Genomic DNA, 19,814 nt, shown 5'->3' on the forward strand with positions numbered 1-19,814 from the left:
CGCCTTTAATACTCCAGTGCGGCGGGTTTAAGGTACATACCGTCCGGGCCTTGGGCGATACGCAGTTTGCGTATGTCTCCGGCCTTCAGCGTGATGTTCTGCGCAGGCGGTGCGAGCATGCCCGGCAGGCAACCTGGCGATTGGCCCGGCAGCAGCTTGAGGCGCAGCGATACATTGCCCGCCGGCAAGTTGAACGAGGTGGCCTGTTCTTGGAACAGACGCCCGGCCAACTGGTCCTGGATATACAGGCCGATTTCGCAATTGGTCGGCACTTCCAGGCGCTCGCGGGAAATGATCAACACTGCATAATCTTGATCCGCATAGGCCATGGGCGCAGCGGCGGACAAGCTCAACAGGCCGATAAGGCTAAAAAACGACCAGCGCATGGCGAATGCTCCGTGGTTCAAATCCAAGATGCGTGAAGCTTGGCCGAGGCAACGCCGGAATACCAGCCCAGCCGCAATTTTGAGCGCTTGACCTTGCCATCGTGGCAAGGTCGAGACTGGCCCCAACCTCATCAAGGGAGTCATGTCATGCAAGTATTCAGTGTTGAAGGAATGACCTGCGGCCATTGTGTTAGAGCGGTCACTCAAGCAGTACAGAGCCAGGACCCGGCGGCGAGCGTCAACGTCAACCTGGCCGCCAAGGAAGTCGGGGTTGAAAGCCGGCTGTCCGCCGAGCAGGTTATCGCGCTGATCACCGAAGAAGGCTACAGCGCCAGGCTCGCGTAAATTTTCCGATAGTTAGCGAGCTATCGTAATGTTCATCACACCCAAGCGCGGCTAGACTGTCGGGCTGCCGACTCACTTGGGTGTCTGATGAACCTGCGCATAATCCTGATTCTGGGCGCCTTGAGCGCCTTCGCGCCGTTGGCGATCGATTTTTACCTGCCGGGCTTTCCGGCGATGGCCACCGCCTTTGCCACCGACGAAAAACACATCCAACTGACCCTCGCCGTGTACTTCGGCGGCCTGGCCATCGGCCAGTTGATCTACGGTCCGCTGGCGGATCGTTTTGGTCGGCGTGTGCCGCTGCTCAGCGGCGTGACCCTGTTTACCCTGGCGTCTTTCGCCTGTGCCTACGCGCCGTCCCTGGACTGGTTGATCGGCGCGCGCTTTGTGCAAGCCCTTGGCGGCTGCGCGGGCATGGTGATTTCGCGGGCAGTGGTCAGCGATAAATGTGATGCCGTGGGTTCGGCCAAGGTTTATTCGCAGTTGATGCTGGTGACCGGTCTGGCGCCGATCCTCGCGCCGTTGGCAGGTGGGGTGATGGTCGGGCTGTGGGGCTGGCAGTCGATTTTCCTCGCGCTGTCGATCTTCAGCGTGATGGCCGCCATCGCTGTTGCGGTCGGGTTGCCGGAAACCTTGCCGGCCGACAAGCCGCGTCAACCGCTGTCCGGCTCGCTGAGCCGCTATGTCAGCCTGTTGTCGGACCGGGTTTATCTGGGTTACGCCCTCACCGGCGGTATCTCGATTGCCGGGATGTTTGCCTACATCGCCGGTTCACCGTTCGTCTTTATCAAACTCTATGGCGTGCCCGCTGAGCATTACGGCTGGGTATTTGGCTCCAACGCCGCCGGCTTCATTTTGGTTGCGCAGCTCAATGCGCGGTTGCTGGCCAAGCGTGGCCCGGCGTTTTTGCTGTCGCGCACCGTGTGGGTCTACGTGGCAGCGGCGTTGACGCTGTTGGGCATTGCTGCCCTGCGCACCGAAGCGTTGTGGCCATTACTGGTGCCGCTGTTTATCTGCATCGCCAGCCTTGGCTGCATTTTGCCCAACACCTCGGCGTGTGCCATGGCCGGGCAGGGCGCACGGGCCGGCAGCGCCTCGGCGCTGCTTGGTTGCATTCAGTTCGGTGTGGCGGCAGGTGCGGCATCGTTGGTCGGCGTGTTGCACGACGGCACGGCGATGCCGATGGCGATGGTCATCAGCTTGTGCGGTGTATTGGCGGTGACGATTGCAGTGTCGACCCAGCGCCTGCAACGGGCGAGGGCCGCGCAGGCGCAGGTCTGAAGTGCGGATCAGCCGGCGGCGGAACGTTGCTGGCTGAGGGGAATGCGGTGGGGCGCCTGGATGCGCGCTTGCAGGGTGTCGGCAAAGGCTCGGGCCTCGGCCTCACTGCGGAAGGTGAAGGCGTCGCCGTCGAGGCTGACCTGCCATTTGTTGCCTGGGGATTTTGCTAACGCTCTTATCAGGATCTTCATTGCTGACTTCCTCACGTAAAAGAATCGTGGCAAAGGCGGCCAATATAAACCCGAATGCGTTCGCAAATATGACAAAGATCAACTCTCTGACTAGCGGTGTCGTCCATTACTAACATGAATAATGGACGACGCTGACAGAACTTTTTTAGAACCCTTCCAGCACGATCTTGCCCTTGGCCTTGCCGCTTTCCAGCAACGCATGGGCGCGGCGCAGATTTGCCGCGTTGATCACGCCGAAGTGCTCTCCCACCGTGGTTTTCAGGGTGCCGGCGTCGATCAGTTCGGCCACCCGGTTGAGCAGGTTGTGCTGTTCGATCATGTCCGGCGTCTCGAACATCGAGCGTGTGTACATGAACTCCCAGTGCAACGACAGGCTCTTGCGCTTGAGTTTGCTCACATCCAGCACCTTGGGGTCGTCGATCAATGCCAGCTTGCCCTGCGGCTGCAGGGCTTCGACCAGTTCGTCCAGGTGATGGTCGGTCTGGGTCAGGCTGGCGACGTGGGTCACTTGGGGCTGGCCGGCGTTTTTCAGGGCTACGCTCAGCGGCTGGCTGTGATCGATCACCACATCGGCGCCGAGCGCCTTGGCCCATTCCTGGGTTTCCGGGCGTGAGGCGGTGCCGATAACGTTCAACGCGGTGAGCTGTTTGGCCAGTTGGGTCAGGATCGAACCCACACCACCGGCGGCGCCGACGATCAGCAGGCTCTGGTCTTCATCTTCCTTACCTTCACGCACTTGCAGGCGCTCGAACAGCAATTCCCAGGCGGTGATGGCGGTGAGTGGCAGTGCGGCGGCTTCGGCAAAACCCAGGCTCTTGGGCATATGGCCGACGATGCGCTCATCCACGGTGTGCAGTTCGCTGTTGCCGCCTGGGCGCACCAGGGAGCCGGCGTAGAACACCTTGTCGCCGGCCTTGAACAGCGTCACTTCGCTGCCGACCGCCTTGACCACGCCAGCCACGTCCCAGCCCAGCACCTTGGCGGCGCCGGTTTCCGGGGCGACGTTCTGGCGTACTTTGGTGTCCACCGGGTTGACCGAGATGGCTTTGACTTCCACCAGCAGGTCACGCGGGCCGGCGACCGGCTCCGGCAGTTGGATGTCTTGCAGGGATTTTTCATCGCTGATCGGCAGCGAGGCGTAGTAGGCAATGGCTTTCATGGTGGCTCCGGGAAAAGGGGGGATGATCAGGCAAGAAATTTCAGGCGCTTGAGTTCGAAGTGTTCGAGCACATCCGCAGCCTTGGCGCGGAAGTTTTGGATATGGGCGCTCTGGTCGTGATCGGCCAGCGCCGCGTCGTCGCTCCAGCGCTCGAGCATGTAGAAGGTCTCCGGGTGTTGCAGGTCCTGGTGCAGGTCGTACTGCTCGCAACCGGCTTCCAGGCGAGTCGGTTCCAACAGGCCGCGCAGCAGGGTTTCCAGCTTGGCCTGCTGGCCGGGTTTGGCGATCAGCGTGGCGATGACGTTAAAGGCAGCGGACATATTCAACTCCAGACACGTGATGAACGGGATGGGCAGATGATTAGCTATTTCCAGCGCCGATAAAAGCGGCTAAAACAGCAGTCTGTTTCAATAAAATTTTGATAATAGGCGAGGGTAGATGCTGCGTTTTGATGATTTGCAGTTGTTTGTGCGGGCGGCGGACCTCGGCAGTTTGTCGGCCGCCGCGCGCATCATGGACCTCTCGCCTGCCGTGGCCAGCGCGGCGCTCAAGCGTATCGAACAGCAACTGGGCACGCGCTTGCTGGCGCGCTCCACCCGCAGTTTGCGCCTGACTGCCGAAGGCGAGGGTTTTTTGGAATATGCCCGCGCCGCGCTGAGTTCGCTGGACGAAGGGCGGCGCCTGTTGGCCAGCGGCCAGGACCATGTCAGCGGCGTGCTGCAACTGTCGGCGCCGTCGGATTTCGGGCGCAACCAACTGTTGCCGTGGCTCGATGAGTTTCAGCTGGAGTACCCGCAATTGAACATCCGCCTGCTGCTGGGCGACCGCATCGCCGACCTGTTCCGCCAGCCGGTGGATATCGCCCTGCGCTACGGCGAGCCTGAAGATTCCAGCCTGGTCGCGCTGCCCATCGCCCCGGACAACATTCGCGTGCTGTGCGCCGCGCCCAGTTACCTGGCGCGGCATGGCGAGCCCCGACATCTTGAGCAACTGGCGCAACACAATTGCCTGCTGTACATGCTGGGCAGCCGCGTCCACGACCACTGGGGTTTTTACGACGGCAAGCGCGAGGTCGGCCTGACGGTCAGCGGTGACCGCTTCAGTGACGACGCCGATGTGGTGCGCCGCTGGGCAGTGGCGGGTGTCGGCATTGCCTACAAATCGTGGCTGGATGTGAGCACCGACGTGCTGGCAGGGCGCCTGCGCCTGGTCTTGCCGGAGCTGCGCGGCGAGCGCACGCCGCTCAACCTGCTGTGCGCCCACCGTGCTCAATTGAGTAAACCCATCAACCTGCTGCGGGAAATGCTCGTGTCCCGTTGTGCGGCTTTGACCGCGCAAAGGCCGGGGCGATAGAGCGTTAGGCAATAGCCTCCACCAAAGCCGGAAATTTCACTCAGAGCCTGTCCCCATTCGCGCTGTCGGACGCCGCGGAATGGGCGGTTTGCGCCCCTATACTTTGGTTCCAACCGCAGCAGACAAATGATTTACAAGGAGTGAATACATGGAAGAAGCACCTTGCATCAGTCAGATCGCCAGCTTGCTCGCTGAGCCCAAACGCACCGCCATGCTCTGGTCACTGATGGACGGTTCGGCGAAAACCGCAGACGAACTGGCGATGCTCGCCGGCCTTTCCGCCGCCTCGGCCAATGCGCATCTGGCGCGCCTTATCGGCAGCGGTCTGCTGCGCAGCGAGGCCAAGCGTGGCAAGCGCTGGTTTCGCGTGGCCGCCGCTGATGTCAGTGCTGCCGTCGACGCATTGGCCTGTACCACCCTGGCCTGTGCCGCACGCAGTGCGCCGCAGGTTTGCCCGCGTGTATCCCTGGCACCGCCACCGTTGCGGCGCGCGCGTTTATGCCAGGGGCATCTGGGCGGTGAGCTGGCGGCGGGGCTTTATCAGCGCATGCTGGAAGCCGGCTGGATCGACCGCTACGAACAGCGTACCGACGTGACCGTCACCGGCGCGCAGCACTTCGCGACACTGGGCATCTTTACCCAGGCGCTGTCTGCGCCGCTGGCCTGCGATTGTTTTGACTGGAGCCAGCAGCAACCGCACCTGGGGGGCGCATTGGGCGCCGGGTTGTTGCAGTTGTTTTTGCAGTGCGGCTGGATCAACGCGGTCAACGAGTCGCGTGCCTTGCTGGTGACGGACCTGGGGCTTGCGGAAATCAACCGTCTGGCCACGGCGTAGGCGGGTGCGTCGTTCAGAGTTGCAGTCAGGTCGTATCCAGCAACAACCGGGTAAAACGATGCCGCACACTCGCCTTGGGGATTTTTCACACAGGGGGTGCGGCATGGGTATGCAAGGCTATAGCGCGGCAGAGCGGCTGGAACGGTTGCCCATCAGCGGTTACCACCGAATCATCTTCATCATCATCGCCCTGGCGTTTTTTTTCGACTCCATGGACCTGGCGATGATGACCTTCCTGTTGGGCTCGATCAAAACCGAGTTCGGCCTGAGCACGGCCCAGGCCGGGTTACTCGCCAGTTCGAGTTTTTTCGGCATGGTGGTCGGCGCGTCGTTGTCCGGCATGTTGGCCGACCGCTTCGGGCGCAAGCCGGTGTTTCAGTGGAGCATCGTGTTGTGGGGCGTCGCCAGTTACCTGTGCTCCACGGCGCAGACGGTGGAAACGCTGACGCTGTTTCGCATCCTGCTGGGGATCGGCATGGGCATGGAGTTCCCGATTGCGCAGTCAATGCTCTCGGAGCTGATTCCCGCCAAGGGCCGTGGGCGTTACATCGCCTTGATGGATGGCTTCTGGCCGTTGGGGTTTGTGGCGGCGGGTGTGCTGTCCTACTTTTTGCTGCCGGTGATTGGCTGGCGCGACATCTTCCTGGTGTTGGCGGTGCCGGCGGTGTTTGTGCTGGCGATTCGTTTTTTTATCCCGGAGTCACCGCGCTGGCTGGAACAGGCCGGGCGGCATGCAGCGGCGGATAAGGTGTTGCTCGGCATTGAGCAGAAAGTACGCGACTCGTTGGGGCGTGCGGACTTGCCGGAGCCGATCGCTTTGCCTCGGGTTGAGAGCGTGCCGGGCACGTTTTTCTCGGCGTTCCAGCAGTTGTGGTCGGCGCAGTATCGCCAGCGCACGATGATGATCTGGAGCGTGTGGTTCTTCGCGCTGCTGGGTTTCTACGGGCTGACGTCCTGGCTGAGTGCGCTGTTGCAGCAGTCGGGTTTTGCCGTGACGCAATCGGTGTATTACACGGTCATTATTTCCCTGGGCGGGATACCAGGGTTCTTGATGGCGGCCTGGCTGGTGGAGCGTTGGGGCCGTAAACCGGTGTGTGTTGTGACGCTGCTGGGCGGCGGGGTGATGGCGTTTCTGTATGGGCAGAGCGCGGTGTTTGGCGGCAACGTGGGGCTGCTGATTACCTCGGGGCTGTTGATGCAGTTCTTTCTGTTTGGCATGTGGGCGGTGCTGTACACCTATACGCCGGAGCTGTATCCCACCTCGGCGCGGGCCACCGGTTCCGGGTTTGCCTCGGCGATTGGCCGGGTCGGGTCATTGCTGGGGCCGTTAGTAACCGGGCTGGTGTTTCCGATAACCGGGCAGGGTGGGGTGTTTGCCTTGGGGGCGCTGTGTTTTGCGGTGGCGGCGCTGGTGGTGTGGGTGTTTGGGATGGAAACCAAGGGCAAGACCCTGGAAGAACTGACCCAATCTCAAGGCTGATGAGGTCAATGTGGGAGCTGGCAAGCCAGCTCCCACATTTTTTGACCTGCGCTTATTCAGTTATGGCTTTACGAGCCGCGCATCCAGGCTGTTCTGCGCCAGGCGTTTGGCCTGGTCCTGGGTCATGCCGAGGGAGGTGTACAGCGCGTGGAAGTTCTCGGTGACATAGCCGCCGAAGTACGCCGGGTCATCCGAGTTCACCGTCACCTTCACGCCACGCTCAAGCATGTCGAGGATGTTGTGCTGGGCCATGTCGTCGAACACACAGAGCTTGGTGTTGGACAGCGGGCACACGGTCAGCGGGATCTGCTCGTCGATGATGCGCTGCATCAGGCGTTCGTCTTCGATGGCGCGCACGCCATGGTCGATACGCTGGATTTTCAGCAGGTCGATGGCCTCCCAGATGTACTCGGGCGGGCCTTCTTCACCGGCGTGGGCCACGGTCAGGAAGCCTTCATGGCGGGCACGGTCGAACACGCGCTGGAACTTGCTCGGTGGGTGACCCATTTCCGAACTGTCCAAGCCTACGGCTACGAATGCATCGCGGAACGGCAGCGCCTGGTCGAGGGTTTTCTCGGCTTCGGCTTCGCTCAGGTGGCGCAGGAAGCTCAGGATCAAACCGCTGGTGATGCCCAGTTGCTGCTCGCCATCTTTAAGCGCAGCGGCGATGCCGTTGAGCACCACTTCGAATGGCACGCCACGGTCGGTGTGGGTTTGCGGGTCGAAGAACGGTTCGGTGTGGATCACGTTCTGTTCTTTGCAACGCAGCAGGTAGGCCCAGGTCAGGTCATAGAAATCCTGGGAAGTGCGCAGCACATCGGCGCCCTTGTAATACAGGTCGAGAAACTCTTGCAGGTTGTTGAAGGCGTAGGCCTTGCGCAGGGTTTCGACGTCATTCCACGGCAGTGCAATCTTGTTGCGTTCGGCCAGGGCGAACAGCAACTCAGGCTCCAGCGAGCCTTCCAGGTGCAGGTGTAATTCAGCCTTGGGCAGGGCGTTGAGCCAATCGTACATGTTCTAAATTCTCATCAGGTGCAATGGCGGCATTCTACAGGCCATGGCGGAAATAATCGGCAAAACCTGACCAGCAGGAGAGTATTGGTTTTATTCGCACAAGAGTCCTCTGAACTAAGATGTAACGAAACGTTAGCGAAGTGGCGCAGTCTGTACCCCATCAATGACTGATTTGCTGCACAAAAAGGCCCGGAATGCTCACATCCCTCAAGCAAGAAAAATTCATGTGGCTGGCGTTGATCGCTGCCATCGCCGCCTACCCGTTGGAGCACTGGATGCTGCACAGCGGGCAGATGGTCGCCCTGCTCGGCGGCATGGCGCTCATCGCTTTTATTGTCATGGCGTCGATGCGCGTCGCCCACCACGCCGAGCAACTGGCGGAAAAGGTCGGTGACCCCTACGGCACCATGATCCTCACCCTTGCCGCCGTGCTGGTGGAAGTGGTGATCCTGGCGATCATGATGAGCAACGAGCCGTCGCCGACGTTGGTGCGCGACACGATTTATTCGGCGGTGATGCTCGATATCAACGGCATCCTCGGCCTGGCCGCGCTGATGGGCGGCATCAAGCATGGCGAACAGTCCTACAACGATGATTCGGCGCGCAGTTACAGCGTGATGATCCTCACCGCCATGGGCGTGTCGATGGTGGTACCGGAATTTATCCCCGAAGCCGACTGGAAAATTTACTCAGCCTTCACCATCGGCGCGATGGTGTTGCTCTACACCCTGTTCCTGCGCATGCAGGTGGGGCCGCACAGTTATTTCTTCAGCTACAGCTACCCGCAGAAGCGTCGCAAAAAACAGCCGGAAGAACAGCAGGAGCCGCCGATCAACCTGGCGTTTTCCATCGGTACGTTGGTGTTTGGCGTGATTGTGATTGGCGCATTGGCCGAGGTGATGTCCAAGACCCTGGACCTGGGCCTGGAAGGCACGGGCGCACCGCCGGTGATTACCGCGATTGTGGTGGCGGCGATTTCGGCCGCGCCGGAAATTCTCACAGCGTTGCGTGCCGCCTTGGCTAACCGCATGCAGTCGGTGGTCAACATCGCATTGGGTGCGTCGTTGTCGACGGTGATCCTGACGGTGCCGGTGATGGAAGCCATGGCGCTTTACACCGGCCAACCGTTCCAGATGGCGATGACGCCGGTGCAAACCGTGATGGTGTTGATCACGCTGGTGGTGAGTGCGATCAACCTCAACGATGGCGAAACCAATGCCATCGAAGGGATGACGCACTTTGTGTTGTTTGCGACCTTTATCATGTTGTCGTTGCTTGGGGTGTAAGCGGCCCTCAAGCACACCCTAAATCCCATGTGGGAGCGGGCTTGCCCGCGATGGCATCCACTCGGTATGGCTGATAGACCGAGGTGTCTGCATCGCAGGCAAGCCAGCTCCCACAGTTGGCTTTGTGTAGGGCTCAGGTGCCGGCGATCAGTTGTTTCGCCGCCTGGCTGTGATCGGCAATCAAGCCTTTAAGGTCCAGCCCTTCAACCTGTCCATCGATCACCCGCCATTTGCCGCCGATCATCACCCGGTCCGCGCGGTCGGCGCCGCACAGCAGCAGCGCCGAAATCGGGTCATGGCTGCCGGAAAAACGCAGCTCATCGAGCTTGAACAGCGCCAGGTCAGCCTGTTTGCCCACGGCCAACTCACCGATATCCGTGCGCCCCAGCAACTGCGCCGAGCCTTTGGTGGCCCAGCCCAGCACGCCTTCCGGGGTGATCTTTTCCGCGCCGTAACGCAGGCGCTGGATGTACAGGGCCTGGCGCGCTTCGAGGATCATGTTCGAGGCATCGTTGGAGGCCGAACCGTCGACGCCCAGCCCAATCGGCGCGCCGGCGGCGAGCAGGTCCAGGGTCGGGCAGATGCCGGAAGCCAGGCGCATATTCGAGCTTGGGCAATGGCAAATACCGGTGCCGGCCGCGCCGAGGCGGGCGATCTCGTCCGGGTTGAAGTGAATGCCGTGGGCCAGCCAGGTGCGCGGGCCAAGCCAGCCGACACTGTCGAGGTAGTCCACCGTGCGCAGGCCGAAACGCTGCAGGCAGAAGTCTTCTTCGTCGAGGGTTTCGGCCAGATGCGTGTGCAGGCGCACGTCGAGGCTGTTGGCCAGTTCGGCGCTGGCTTGCATGATTTCCGGTGTGACCGAAAACGGCGAACAGGGCGCCAGAGCGATCTGGATGTGCGCGCCGTCGCCGCGCTGGTGGTATTCGCGGATCAGGCGCTGGCTGTCTTCGAGGATAACCTGGCCTTGTTGCACGGTTTGCTGCGGCGGCAGGCCACCATCGGCTTCGCCCAGGCTCATGGAGCCGCGAGTAAGCATGGCGCGCATGCCCAGTTCGCGCACGCTTTCTACTTGTACATCGATGGCATTTTCGAGACCGTCAGGGAACAGGTAATGGTGGTCTGCCGCCGTGGTACAGCCAGACAGCAGCAACTCTGCGAGGGCGACTTTGGACGCCAGTGCGAGTTTTTCCGGAGTCAAGCGTGCCCAGACCGGGTACAGGGTTTTCAGCCAGGGGAATAAAGGCTGGTTGACCACCGGGGCCCAGGCGCGGGTCAGGGTTTGGTAGAAGTGATGGTGGGTGTTGATCAGGCCGGGAAGCACCACATGCTCGCGTGCATCGAACACTTGTGCACAGGGCACGGCGGGTTCTTTCCCCCAGCCCAGCACTTCGGTGATCACACCGTCTTGCAGCACCAGGCCACCACGGGCGTCGAGGCCATTGGCGGTGAAAATCGCGAGGGGGTTTTTTAACCAGATACGGGTCGCAGGCATTGGCCGGCTCCTCTGAATGATGGGTTCAGGTTTGCCAGCTCAGTGTTGCCCTGTCTGCTGATCCAGGGTCGCCGGTGAGGGCGAGGAGCAGAGTTTACGTGTAGTCCATGATCAGGTCTATCTGCAGTAGCGAGGTGCTCTTGAGACCATCGCGGGCAAGCCCGCTCCCACAGGTTGAACCGAGCTGTTACCAGGCGATGGTGTCGCCTTTGTAGTCCACGAAGTGATGGCCGCCTTTGCCGGTGTAGGCATTCACCTGATCCACCAGGCCGCGCACGCTGGTGTCGACGTCGATGTGCGCGTTTTCGCCGCCCATGTCGGTCTTCACCCAGCCCGGATGCAGCGACAGCACCGTGAGTTTAGGGTCACTCAGTTGCGTGATAAAGCTGTTGGTCATGGAGTTCAGTGCAGCCTTGCTGGCCTTGTACAGCGCCAGGTCGGAGCCATCGGGAATCGTCACGCTGCCCAGCACCGAACTCATGAACGCCAGCACGCCGGTGTCTTTGCGGATCTGCCCGACAAAACGCTGGGCCAGGTTGATCGGCGCCACAGCGTTGGTGAAGAACAGCTGGCCGACTTCCGCCAGGGTGGCGTGGCCCGGCTCCTGGTTGGCAGGGCCTTTGACCCCGGCGTTGACGAACAGCAGGTCGAAGGTGCGCTCTTTCAGGCGTTGGGCCAAAGCGATCACCGCTTGCTGATCGTCCATGTCCAGCTTCTCGATCTGCACCTGGCCCACGGCTTTGAGCGCATCGGCCTTGTTCGGGTCACGCACGGTGGCGGTCACCTCCCAGCCGTCCTGCAGCAGTTGCTTGACCAGGCCAAGGCCCAGGCCGCGCGAGGCGCCGATGATCAGTGCGGTTTTTGGCGTAGACATGAAAGGCTTCCTTTGGAGTGGAGGTTCACGGATTTAATGGACAACGTTGCCCGAGCCTTTGCTGCAACTCCTGGCGCAGATGGCCGAGTTCAGTGATGCGGGTGTCGATCAGGTTGAGCTTGTCTTGCAGCAATTGTGTGACGGCAGCGTCGGGATCGGGCGCCTGCCATAAGGCGGCGACGCTGGTGCCGATCTCGCCGAGGCTGAAACCCAGGCGCTGCGCAGTCTTGATATAGAGCACCAGTTGCAGCATGTCCGGCGGGTAGTCGCGGTAACCGTTGGCGCTGCGTTGCGCGGCGATCAACCCGCGCTGCTCATAGAAGCGCAAGGTGTCGCGGCTGACCTGGCTGGCCTGGGCTAATTCGCCGATACGCATGAGACGGGCTCGAGAGGGCTTGACCCTGGAGCATACTCCAGGCTTTAGCCTGCTGGCTTCTTGAATTGAAGGAGCTTGCTGCTATGTGGACACCAAAACACTACCGAACACTGGTGCGGGCCAGCGCCTGGTATGACTTGATCATCACCGCGGCGTTTGTCACGCCGTGGAGTTTTGCATCAGTGCACGGCCTGTTGCAGAGCTTGAACCTGCCGGGCGAGCTACCGCCGTTTCTGCCTGCGCATGTGCTGATGGCCAACCTGCTCGGTTCGATTGTGTGCGTGTGGGCAGTGCTGCGTATTCGCGACCCTCAACGCCAATTCGGGCTGTATGACGCGGCCGGCCGTGGGCTGTTTGCGACCTGGCAGCTGTACGCGCTGATGCAGGGCGCCACGTCGGTGCTGTGGATAATTCTGCTGTTGGAAGTGCTGTGGGGCGTTGCGCAATTACTCCCGGTGAATACTGATCAAAAAGTGATCGGCGCCCGTAAGCCCTTATGACAGAAGGGTTACAGGCGGGTGTGCTCAGGTTATCCACAGGCAGGTGCACAGTAGATGTGGGCAGTTTCAGCGTTCGAGCAGGATGCGCCCACGGCTGAGGTCGGCGAGCTGGGTTTGCAGCGTGTCGATGTGCGCCTCGCCGAGTGCGAGCTGTAGCTCGACGCCATTGGCGGTGAAGGTTTCTTCCACCACCAGCCCGCCCAGTTCGGCCACGCGCAGTTTCACCAGGTTCAATTCCGAGAAACTGCAGGCACAACTGAGCGGCACGCGGCTGATCAGCTCGATGCGTTCGGCATTCTGCAGGCATTTGTTCGCACCGCCGCCGTAGGCACGGGCCAGCCCGCCGGTGCCCAACTGGATGCCGCCGTACCAGCGAATCACCAGCACGGCGACCTGATCAAAGCCTTGGGCTTCGATGGCGGCCAGGATCGGCCGCCCGGCCGTGCCGCCGGGTTCGCCATCGTCGTTGCTGCGGTACTGGTCGGCGAGCTTCCAGGCCCAGCAGTTGTGCGTGGCGTTGAGGTCGCTGTGCTGCTCGAAAAACGCCTGGGCGTCTTGCGCGCTGGTGATCGGCGCGGCCAAGGTGATAAAGCGGCTTTTGCGTATTTCTTCACGAAATTCGCAAAGGCCGGTCAGCGTGAAAGGCATAAGTCGCTTCGTTTATAGGGCCGGCTTGATGCCGCAGCCTTTGAGGATGATATGGATCAGGTTGGTGCCGGCGTCTTCCATGTCCTGCTTGGTCAGCTTGGTGCGACCGGTGACGCGACAGATCTGGGTGGCGAAGTCGGCGTAATGCTGGGTACTGCCCCACAGCAGGAAAATCAGGTGCACGGGGTCGATGGGGTCCATCTTGCCGGCCTCGATCCACGCCTGGAACACCGCTGCGCGGCCACTGAACCAGGCGCGATAGTCTTGGCTGAAATATTCGGTCAGGCATTCACCGCCGCTGATGATCTCCATGGCGAAGATCCGCGAGGCTTGCGGGTGGCGTCGGGAGAACTCCATTTTGGTGCGGATGTAGCGTGTCAGCGCCACGGCAGGGTCGTCCTCGGCGGTCAGCGCGTTGAAGGTGCTGTCCCACAGTTCGAGGATATTGCTCAGTACCGCAATGTACAGGCCGAGCTTGTTGGTGAAGTAATAATGCAGGTTGGCCTTGGGCAGCCCGGCACTCGAGGCAATGGTGTTCATGCTGGTGCCTTTGTAGCCATGGCGCGCGAATTCGTCTTCAGCCGCCTGGAGAATCGCTTGTTCATTCTTTTGCCGAATACGGCTGGCAGGTTTACCGGCGTGGTTGCTGTGGGCAGGAACTTCGAGGCTCATGGAGGTTTCCGTGCTGATCGATAGAGACGACGTGTGCACAGATAACCCACCCTCAAGCCTCAGACAAGTCCCGATGCAATAAAACCGTCAAAGCGGTTCCAGTGTGTCGCTTTCCGGCGCGTGGTTTGCGCCAACCGCAGCCGCTTTGGCCTCGGGCAATAACAGGCACAACACGATGGCCGTCAGGCCGCCGCTGGTGATGGCCGAGTCGAACAGGTTTTGTACCAACGGCGGCATCAAGTGCAGTAACTGAGGTTGGGCGGCAATGCCCAGGCCGACACCAAAGGAGGTGGCGATGATCAGCATGCTGCGTCGGTCCAGCGGCGCCTGGGCCAGAATGCGCACGCCGGCGGCGGCCACGCTGCCGAACATCACCAGGGTTGCGCCGCCCAATACCGGTTTGGGAATTTGCTGCAGCACTGCGCCGACCAGCGGAAACAAGCCGAGACAAAACAGCAGCACGCCAATGTATAAGCCGACATAACGGCTGGCCACGCCGGTGAGTTGGATCACGCCGTTGTTCTGCGCAAACGTGGTGTTGGGGAATGCGCTGAAGGTGGCGGCGATCATGCAACTGACGCCATCACCCAACACGCCGCCTTTGAGTCGGCTTATATATGAAGGGCCGCTGATGGGCTGGCGGGCGATCATGCAGTTGGCAGTCAGGTCGCCGACGGTTTCGATACTGCTGATCAGATAAATCAGCGCGATGGGCAGGAAGGCGCTCCAGTCGAAGTTGAAACCAAAGCGAAACGGCATCGGCACGCTGATCAATGGCAAGTCGGGCAAGGCTTGGGGCACAAGCTTGCCGCTGAACCACGCGGCCAGGCTGCCGAGGGCCAGGCCGATGATGATTGCCGAGAGGCGCACCCACGGCGTGTTCGAGCGGTTGAGCAAGATGATCGTCAACACGACGAACAACCCAAGCGCCAGATTGGTTGGGGCGCCGAAGTCGGGTGCATTGAAACCGCCGCCCAGGTCGGTGATGCCGACTTTGATCAGGCTGATGCCGATCAAGGTAATGACGATGCCGGTGACCAGGGGCGTGATCACACGGCGCAATTGCCCGATGAAACGGCTCAACACGATCTGCACCGCCGCGCCGAAAAAGCACACGCCGAAGACCATCGCCATGATGTCTTCCGGGCTGCCGCCGCGTTGTTTCACCAGAAAGCCTGCTGACAACACCGCACCGAGAAACGCAAAGCTGGTGCCTTGCAGGCAGATCATGCCGGCGCCGATACCAAATGGCCTGCGTGCCTGAATGAAAGTGCCCACGCCGGACACCATCAACGCCATGCTGATCAGGTAGGGCAGGTGGGCGGTGAGCCCTAAAGTAGAGCCGATGATCAGTGGCGGGGTGATGATGCCGACGAAGGCGGCCAGCACATGTTGCAAGGCTGCCAGTAGGGCGGGCAGCGGTTTCGGGCGGTCGTTCAGGCCGTAGATCAGGTCGTTGGGGCTCAGGGTTTCTGGTGGCATGGCGGGCAAACTCAGGGCGGACGGTTCAAGGTCCAGGTTCTCTTGCAAAAAGCTGTCCAGTTGCTCAGCTTTTAGCGAGAGGCCCGAGTTAGCGCGTTGCCGCCAGACTCTCCAGAAAGCTTTCCAGCACCAAATGAGGGCGGCGGCCCTTACGCGTGACCGATGCGAGGCTCAAATCGTAAAAACGTGTAGCCGGTTTCAGCGCGCGCAGTCGGCCTTGTTGCACCCACAGGCTGGCGTAGTGGTCGGGCAGGTAGCCGATATAGCGGCCGGTGAGGATCAGGAACGCCATGCCTTCACGGTCCGAAGCGCTGGCCGTGCAATTAAGGGCTTGGTAATGGGCCTGGATGTCGGCGGGCAAGCGGAAGGTCGGGGCGATGGCGTCCTGGCTGTCGATACGTGGGTCGTCCAGTTGCTTGTCGTCCGCGTAAAACAACGGGTGGCCGACCGCGCAGTAGAGCAACGAGCGTTCGCTGTACAGGGGTTGGTATTCCAGACCCGACAAGGCACTCGCCTGGGGCACTACGCCGACATGCAGGCGGCCATCGAGTACACCTTGTTCCACTTCATTCGGGGCGATCATGCGGATCTGGATCTGCACGTCCGGGCCGCGCTCCTTCAACTGTGCCAGGGCGTGGGTGATGCGCATGTGGGGCAGGGTGACCAGGTTGTCGGTGAGGCCGATGATCAGTTCGCCGCGCAAGTGCTGGTGCAGGCCGTTGACCTCGGTGCGAAAACTTTCCAGCGCACTTAATAGCTGCAAGGCCGATTGGTAGACCTCGCGGCCTTCTTCGGTCAGGGAGAATCCCGCGCGCCCGCGTTGGCACAGCCTTAACCCCAGACGTTGCTCGAGGTCGCTCATTTGCTGGCTGATGGCCGAGCGGCCGATGCCGAGCACGGTTTCTGCCGCCGAGAAACCACCGCATTCCACCACGCTGCGAAAGATACGCAGCAGGCGGATATCGAAGTCGCTGACTTGGGCAAGGGGATCGGGTCGACGGCTGCTCATAGTTTAGTGACGGCCTGACTAAAGGTTAGAAGAGTTGAATTTCACCGACTTTATCGTCGTGGCAATTTAGCTGCAACAACGCTTTTCAATCCCGACGCTGCCTTTTGCCATGCGAGGTTTTGCTGATGAACATGCCCGAAAACGCCCCATCGTCCCTGGCCAGCCAACTGAAGTTGGATGTGCACTGGATGCCTTACACCGCCAACCGCAACTTCCAGCGCGACCCGCGCCTGATCGTCGGCGCTGAAGGCAGCTGGTTGATTGATGACAAGGGCCGCCGGGTGTACGACTCGTTGTCGGGCCTGTGGACCTGTGGCGCCGGGCACACCCGTAAGGAGATTCAAGAGGCCGTCTCCAAGCAATTGGGCACCCTGGACTACTCCCCGGGCTTTCAATACGGTCATCCGTTGTCCTTCCAACTGGCGGAAAAGATCACCGACCTGACCCCAGGCAACCTGAACCACGTGTTTTTCACCGACTCGGGCTCTGAGTGCGCCGATACCGCAGTGAAGATGGTGCGTGCCTACTGGCGCTTGAAAGGCCAGGCCACCAAGACCAAGATGATCGGCCGCGCACGTGGCTACCACGGTGTGAACATTGCCGGGACCAGCCTGGGTGGCGTGAACGGCAACCGTAAGCTCTTTGGCCAGGGCCTGATGGACGTTGACCATCTGCCGCACACGTTACTGGCGAGCAATGCGTTCTCCCGTGGCATGCCGGAGCAGGGCGGTATCGCCTTGGCCGATGAGCTGCTCAAGCTGATCGAGTTGCACGACGCGTCGAACATCGCAGCGGTGTTTGTTGAACCGATGGCCGGTTCCGCGGGCGTGCTGGTGCCGCCACAGGGTTATCTCAAGCGTCTGCGTGAGATCTGCGACCAACACAACATCCTTCTGGTGTTCGATGAAGTGATCACCGGTTTCGGCCGTACCGGCTCGATGTTCGGCGCCGACAGCTTTGGTGTGACCCCGGACCTCATGTGCATCGCCAAGCAAGTCACCAACGGCGCGATCCCGATGGGCGCGGTGATTGCCAGCAGCGAGATCTATCAGACCTTCATGAACCAGGCGACGCCGGAATACGCGGTGGAATTCCCCCACGGCTACACCTACTCGGCGCACCCGGTGGCTTGCGCGGCTGGCTTGGCGGCATTGGACCTGTTGCAGAAGGAAAACCTGGTGCAGAGCGTAGCCGAAGTCGCCCCGCACTTTGAGAATGCACTGCACGGGTTGAAGGGCAGCAAGAATGTGATCGACATCCGTAACTACGGCCTGGCCGGCGCGATCCAGATTGCCCCGCGTGACGGCGATGCCATCGTGCGTCCCTTCGAGGCCGGCATGGCCTTGTGGAAAGCCGGTTTCTACGTGCGCTTTGGCGGTGACACCCTGCAGTTCGGGCCAACCTTCAACAGCAAGCCGCAGGACCTGGATCGCCTGTTCGATGCGGTCGGCGAAGTGCTGAACAAAATCGACTGATTTCTCCTTCTATATAGAACAACTTTTCAGGAGCCCTGCATGAGCCTTATCCAGCATTTGATCAACGGTGAGTTGGTCAATGACAGCGGCCGTAGTGCCGACGTGTACAACCCGTCCACCGGCCAGGTGATTCACCAGGTGCCATTGGCCAGCCGTGAAACCATTCAACAGGCGATCGACTCGGCCAAGGCGGCGTTCCCGGCCTGGCGCAATACGCCGCCAGCCAAGCGTGCCCAGGTGATGTTTCGTTTCAAGCAATTGCTGGAGCAGAACGAAGCGCGTATCTCGCAGTTGATCAGCGAGGAGCACGGCAAGACCCTGGAGGACGCCGCGGGTGAATTGAAGCGCGGCATCGAGAACGTCGAATACGCGTGCTCGGCGCCGGAGATTCTCAAGGGCGAGTACAGCCGTAACGTGGGGCCCAACATTGATGCGTGGTCGGACTTCCAGCCGCTGGGTGTGGTGGCGGGTATTACCCCGTTCAACTTCCCGGCGATGGTGCCGCTGTGGATGTACCCGCTGGCGATCGTGTGCGGTAACTGTTTCATCCTGAAACCATCGGAGCGTGATCCAAGTTCCACGCTGCTGATTGCGCAGCTGTTGCAGGAAGCCGGTCTGCCCAAAGGCGTGCTGAGCGTGGTGCACGGGGACAAGGGCGCAGTGGATGCGCTGATTGAAGCACCGGAAGTCAAAGCCCTGAGTTTTGTGGGTTCGACGCCGATTGCCGAGTACATCTATTCCGAAGCGACCAAGCGCGGCAAACGCGTGCAGGCGCTGGGCGGGGCGAAGAACCATGCGGTGCTGATGCCGGATGCGGACCTGGATAACGCGGTCAGCGCTTTGATGGGCGCGGCGTACGGTTCCTGCGGTGAGCGTTGCATGGCTATTTCGGTGGCCGTGTGCGTGGGTGACCAGGTGGCGGATGCGTTGATCGCCAAGTTGGTGCCGCAGGTCAAGGCACTCAAGATTGGTGCGGGCACCTCTTGCGGCCTGGATATGGGGCCGTTGGTGACAGGCCAGGCGCGGGACAAGGTCAGCGGCTATATAGAAGACGGTGTGTCGGCGGGTGCCGAGCTGGTGGTCGACGGCCGTGGTTTGAGTGTTGCCGGGCATGAAGAAGGCTTCTTCCTGGGTGGCAGCCTGTTTGATCGCGTGACGCCTGAGATGCGCATCTATAAGGAGGAGATCTTCGGGCCGGTGCTGTGTGTGGTCCGCGTTGACAGCCTGGAAGCCGCGATGCAACTGATCAACGATCACGAGTATGGCAACGGCACCTGCATCTTTACCCGTGACGGTGAAGCGGCGCGGCTGTTTTGTGATGAGATCGAAGTGGGTATGGTCGGTGTGAACGTGCCACTGCCGGTGCCGGTGGCCTACCACAGCTTTGGCGGCTGGAAGCGTTCGCTGTTTGGCGACTTGCATGCCTATGGGCCGGATGGGGTGCGTTTCTATACCCGTCGCAAGGCGATTACCCAGCGTTGGCCGCAACGGGCCAGCCATGAAGCGTCGCAGTTCGCCTTCCCGAGTCTGTAAGGCGCTGCAGGTGAAAGCCGGCCCCTTGGGGCCGGCTTTTGTGCTTTTGCGGCCTTTTTGACCGATATGACAGAAATGTGAACGAAAGGGATTGACGGCGTTTTATATCTGTCTATAATTCGCCCCACTTCCGGCGCAGTCGAAACGGAAAACTACTTGATAAACAAAGAGTTATGAAGTTTTCGGCAGCAAGTTGCTTCAGTTCATCGAAGCCAAAAGGGAGTTGAAAAAGAGGTGTTGACAGCAGCGTGTAACGCTGTAGAATTCGCCTCCCGCTAACGAGAGATCGTAAGCGCAAGTGGTTGAAGTTGTTGAAGAATTCTTCGAAAGCTTCTGAAAATAATCACTTGACAGCAAATGAGGCTGCTGTAGAATGCGCGCCTCGGTTGAGACGAAAGATCTTAACCAACCGCTCTTTAACAA

At 60.6% G+C, this 19,814-nt stretch carries 21 protein-coding genes; 9 read left to right on the top strand and 12 right to left on the bottom strand.

Features of this window, described 5'->3' with window-relative positions:
• Positions 1-5 precede the first annotated feature (5 nt).
• A complete protein-coding gene (locus AOA59_RS14635) occupies positions 6-386 on the bottom strand; it encodes a hypothetical protein (RefSeq protein WP_017134708.1) in 381 nt (126 codons plus the stop codon).
• 147 nt (positions 387-533) lie between these two features.
• On the opposite strand from AOA59_RS14635, the gene AOA59_RS14640 reads away from it, so the two are divergent.
• Positions 534-731, top strand: coding sequence for a heavy-metal-associated domain-containing protein (locus AOA59_RS14640; RefSeq protein WP_099488040.1), 198 nt, complete (start codon positions 534-536; stop codon positions 729-731).
• An 87-nt stretch (positions 732-818) separates the two neighbouring features.
• Positions 819-2,012, top strand: coding sequence for a multidrug effflux MFS transporter (locus tag AOA59_RS14645; RefSeq protein ID WP_056860424.1), 1,194 nt, complete (start codon positions 819-821; stop codon positions 2,010-2,012).
• An 8-nt stretch (positions 2,013-2,020) separates the two neighbouring features.
• On the opposite strand, the gene AOA59_RS14650 is transcribed toward AOA59_RS14645, so the two are convergent.
• From AOA59_RS14650 to AOA59_RS14660, 3 genes are all read right to left on the bottom strand, one after another.
• Positions 2,021-2,203 carry a hypothetical protein gene (locus AOA59_RS14650; RefSeq protein ID WP_017134711.1) on the bottom strand — a complete coding sequence of 61 codons (183 nt, stop codon included), beginning with the start codon at positions 2,201-2,203 and terminating at the stop codon, positions 2,021-2,023.
• 145 nt (positions 2,204-2,348) lie between these two features.
• Entirely contained in the window at positions 2,349-3,362 is a 1,014-nt protein-coding gene (locus AOA59_RS14655) for a zinc-binding alcohol dehydrogenase family protein (RefSeq protein WP_099488042.1), read from the bottom strand.
• A 26-nt stretch (positions 3,363-3,388) separates the two neighbouring features.
• Entirely contained in the window at positions 3,389-3,682 is a 294-nt protein-coding gene (locus tag AOA59_RS14660) for a putative quinol monooxygenase (protein WP_069786913.1), read from the bottom strand.
• Positions 3,683-3,800: 118 nt separating this feature from the next.
• Here AOA59_RS14660 and AOA59_RS14665 point away from each other — a divergent pair, with 118 nt between their 5' ends.
• The 3 genes from AOA59_RS14665 to AOA59_RS14675 all read left to right on the top strand — a co-directional run bounded on the left by AOA59_RS14665 (position 3,801) and on the right by AOA59_RS14675 (position 7,030).
• On the top strand, positions 3,801-4,715 hold the full coding sequence (locus AOA59_RS14665; RefSeq protein WP_017134714.1) for a LysR family transcriptional regulator: 915 nt from the start codon (positions 3,801-3,803) through the stop codon (positions 4,713-4,715).
• Positions 4,716-4,863: 148 nt separating this feature from the next.
• On the top strand, positions 4,864-5,550 hold the full coding sequence (locus AOA59_RS14670) for a helix-turn-helix transcriptional regulator (protein ID WP_065930583.1): 687 nt from the start codon (positions 4,864-4,866) through the stop codon (positions 5,548-5,550).
• A gap of 103 nt (positions 5,551-5,653) precedes the next feature.
• Positions 5,654-7,030: an MFS transporter gene (locus tag AOA59_RS14675; RefSeq protein ID WP_099488044.1), complete on the top strand. Its 1,377-nt coding sequence runs from the start codon at positions 5,654-5,656 to the stop codon at positions 7,028-7,030.
• A 60-nt stretch (positions 7,031-7,090) separates the two neighbouring features.
• Here AOA59_RS14675 and AOA59_RS14680 read toward each other — a convergent pair whose 3' ends face one another.
• Positions 7,091-8,044, bottom strand: coding sequence for an adenosine deaminase (locus AOA59_RS14680; protein ID WP_017134717.1), 954 nt, complete (start codon positions 8,042-8,044; stop codon positions 7,091-7,093).
• 194 nt (positions 8,045-8,238) lie between these two features.
• Between AOA59_RS14680 and AOA59_RS14685 the strand changes: the two genes are divergently transcribed.
• The gene (locus AOA59_RS14685) at positions 8,239-9,330 is read left to right on the top strand and encodes a calcium:proton antiporter (RefSeq protein ID WP_099488046.1); all 1,092 of its coding nucleotides are present in this window, start codon (positions 8,239-8,241) and stop codon (positions 9,328-9,330) included.
• Between the two features lie 133 nt (positions 9,331-9,463).
• Here AOA59_RS14685 and AOA59_RS14690 read toward each other — a convergent pair whose 3' ends face one another.
• The 3 genes from AOA59_RS14690 to AOA59_RS14700 all read right to left on the bottom strand — a co-directional run bounded on the left by AOA59_RS14690 (position 9,464) and on the right by AOA59_RS14700 (position 12,072).
• Positions 9,464-10,822 carry an 8-oxoguanine deaminase gene (locus tag AOA59_RS14690; RefSeq protein ID WP_099488048.1) on the bottom strand — a complete coding sequence of 453 codons (1,359 nt, stop codon included), beginning with the start codon at positions 10,820-10,822 and terminating at the stop codon, positions 9,464-9,466.
• A 187-nt stretch (positions 10,823-11,009) separates the two neighbouring features.
• A complete protein-coding gene (locus tag AOA59_RS14695; protein ID WP_099488050.1) occupies positions 11,010-11,696 on the bottom strand; it encodes an SDR family oxidoreductase in 687 nt (228 codons plus the stop codon).
• Positions 11,697-11,721: 25 nt separating this feature from the next.
• Positions 11,722-12,072 (bottom strand): MerR family transcriptional regulator, encoded by a 351-nt coding sequence (locus tag AOA59_RS14700; protein ID WP_069786917.1) that lies wholly within the window; start codon positions 12,070-12,072, stop codon positions 11,722-11,724.
• 83 nt (positions 12,073-12,155) lie between these two features.
• Between AOA59_RS14700 and AOA59_RS14705 the strand changes: the two genes are divergently transcribed.
• A complete protein-coding gene (locus AOA59_RS14705) occupies positions 12,156-12,572 on the top strand; it encodes a hypothetical protein (RefSeq protein WP_099488052.1) in 417 nt (138 codons plus the stop codon).
• A gap of 66 nt (positions 12,573-12,638) precedes the next feature.
• Here AOA59_RS14705 and AOA59_RS14710 read toward each other — a convergent pair whose 3' ends face one another.
• From AOA59_RS14710 to AOA59_RS14725, 4 genes are all read right to left on the bottom strand, one after another.
• Complete coding sequence (locus AOA59_RS14710; protein ID WP_065930576.1) at positions 12,639-13,220, bottom strand: YigZ family protein; 582 nt, start codon at positions 13,218-13,220, stop codon at positions 12,639-12,641.
• A 12-nt stretch (positions 13,221-13,232) separates the two neighbouring features.
• The gene (locus tag AOA59_RS14715; protein WP_017134724.1) at positions 13,233-13,892 is read right to left on the bottom strand and encodes a TetR/AcrR family transcriptional regulator; all 660 of its coding nucleotides are present in this window, start codon (positions 13,890-13,892) and stop codon (positions 13,233-13,235) included.
• A gap of 87 nt (positions 13,893-13,979) precedes the next feature.
• Positions 13,980-15,374, bottom strand: a complete 1,395-nt coding sequence (locus tag AOA59_RS14720) for a uracil-xanthine permease family protein (protein ID WP_099488077.1) — start codon at positions 15,372-15,374, stop codon at positions 13,980-13,982.
• 88 nt (positions 15,375-15,462) lie between these two features.
• Positions 15,463-16,383 (bottom strand): LysR family transcriptional regulator, encoded by a 921-nt coding sequence (locus AOA59_RS14725; protein ID WP_099488054.1) that lies wholly within the window; start codon positions 16,381-16,383, stop codon positions 15,463-15,465.
• A 125-nt stretch (positions 16,384-16,508) separates the two neighbouring features.
• On the opposite strand from AOA59_RS14725, the gene AOA59_RS14730 reads away from it, so the two are divergent.
• Together AOA59_RS14730 and AOA59_RS14735 are read left to right on the top strand one after the other, a co-directional pair.
• Entirely contained in the window at positions 16,509-17,858 is a 1,350-nt protein-coding gene (locus AOA59_RS14730) for an aspartate aminotransferase family protein (protein ID WP_099488056.1), read from the top strand.
• Positions 17,859-17,897: 39 nt separating this feature from the next.
• The gene (locus tag AOA59_RS14735; protein ID WP_017735257.1) at positions 17,898-19,391 is read left to right on the top strand and encodes a CoA-acylating methylmalonate-semialdehyde dehydrogenase; all 1,494 of its coding nucleotides are present in this window, start codon (positions 17,898-17,900) and stop codon (positions 19,389-19,391) included.
• The last annotated feature ends 423 nt before the right edge of the window (positions 19,392-19,814 follow it).

The sequence above is a fragment of the Pseudomonas sp. 2822-15 genome, assembly GCF_002742515.1.
Classification (GTDB): Bacteria; Pseudomonadota; Gammaproteobacteria; order Pseudomonadales; family Pseudomonadaceae; genus Aquipseudomonas; species Aquipseudomonas salomonii.

Coding starts and splice junctions, on each gene's coding strand:
- AOA59_RS14690 (WP_099488048.1), bottom strand. CDS start 10,822: ATGCCTGCGACCCGTATCTGGTTAAAAAACCCCCTCGCGATTTTCACC.
- AOA59_RS14705 (WP_099488052.1), top strand. CDS start 12,156: ATGTGGACACCAAAACACTACCGAACACTGGTGCGGGCCAGCGCCTGG.
- AOA59_RS14730 (WP_099488056.1), top strand. CDS start 16,509: ATGAACATGCCCGAAAACGCCCCATCGTCCCTGGCCAGCCAACTGAAG.
- AOA59_RS14660 (WP_069786913.1), bottom strand. CDS start 3,682: ATGTCCGCTGCCTTTAACGTCATCGCCACGCTGATCGCCAAACCCGGC.
- AOA59_RS14680 (WP_017134717.1), bottom strand. CDS start 8,044: ATGTACGATTGGCTCAACGCCCTGCCCAAGGCTGAATTACACCTGCAC.
- AOA59_RS14715 (WP_017134724.1), bottom strand. CDS start 13,892: ATGAGCCTCGAAGTTCCTGCCCACAGCAACCACGCCGGTAAACCTGCC.
- AOA59_RS14640 (WP_099488040.1), top strand. CDS start 534: ATGCAAGTATTCAGTGTTGAAGGAATGACCTGCGGCCATTGTGTTAGA.
- AOA59_RS14725 (WP_099488054.1), bottom strand. CDS start 16,383: ATGAGCAGCCGTCGACCCGATCCCCTTGCCCAAGTCAGCGACTTCGAT.
- AOA59_RS14645 (WP_056860424.1), top strand. CDS start 819: ATGAACCTGCGCATAATCCTGATTCTGGGCGCCTTGAGCGCCTTCGCG.
- AOA59_RS14635 (WP_017134708.1), bottom strand. CDS start 386: ATGCGCTGGTCGTTTTTTAGCCTTATCGGCCTGTTGAGCTTGTCCGCC.
- AOA59_RS14685 (WP_099488046.1), top strand. CDS start 8,239: ATGCTCACATCCCTCAAGCAAGAAAAATTCATGTGGCTGGCGTTGATC.
- AOA59_RS14695 (WP_099488050.1), bottom strand. CDS start 11,696: ATGTCTACGCCAAAAACCGCACTGATCATCGGCGCCTCGCGCGGCCTG.
- AOA59_RS14655 (WP_099488042.1), bottom strand. CDS start 3,362: ATGAAAGCCATTGCCTACTACGCCTCGCTGCCGATCAGCGATGAAAAA.
- AOA59_RS14710 (WP_065930576.1), bottom strand. CDS start 13,220: ATGCCTTTCACGCTGACCGGCCTTTGCGAATTTCGTGAAGAAATACGC.
- AOA59_RS14720 (WP_099488077.1), bottom strand. CDS start 15,374: ATGCCACCAGAAACCCTGAGCCCCAACGACCTGATCTACGGCCTGAAC.
- AOA59_RS14700 (WP_069786917.1), bottom strand. CDS start 12,072: ATGCGTATCGGCGAATTAGCCCAGGCCAGCCAGGTCAGCCGCGACACC.
- AOA59_RS14665 (WP_017134714.1), top strand. CDS start 3,801: ATGCTGCGTTTTGATGATTTGCAGTTGTTTGTGCGGGCGGCGGACCTC.
- AOA59_RS14675 (WP_099488044.1), top strand. CDS start 5,654: ATGGGTATGCAAGGCTATAGCGCGGCAGAGCGGCTGGAACGGTTGCCC.
- AOA59_RS14650 (WP_017134711.1), bottom strand. CDS start 2,203: ATGAAGATCCTGATAAGAGCGTTAGCAAAATCCCCAGGCAACAAATGG.
- AOA59_RS14670 (WP_065930583.1), top strand. CDS start 4,864: ATGGAAGAAGCACCTTGCATCAGTCAGATCGCCAGCTTGCTCGCTGAG.
- AOA59_RS14735 (WP_017735257.1), top strand. CDS start 17,898: ATGAGCCTTATCCAGCATTTGATCAACGGTGAGTTGGTCAATGACAGC.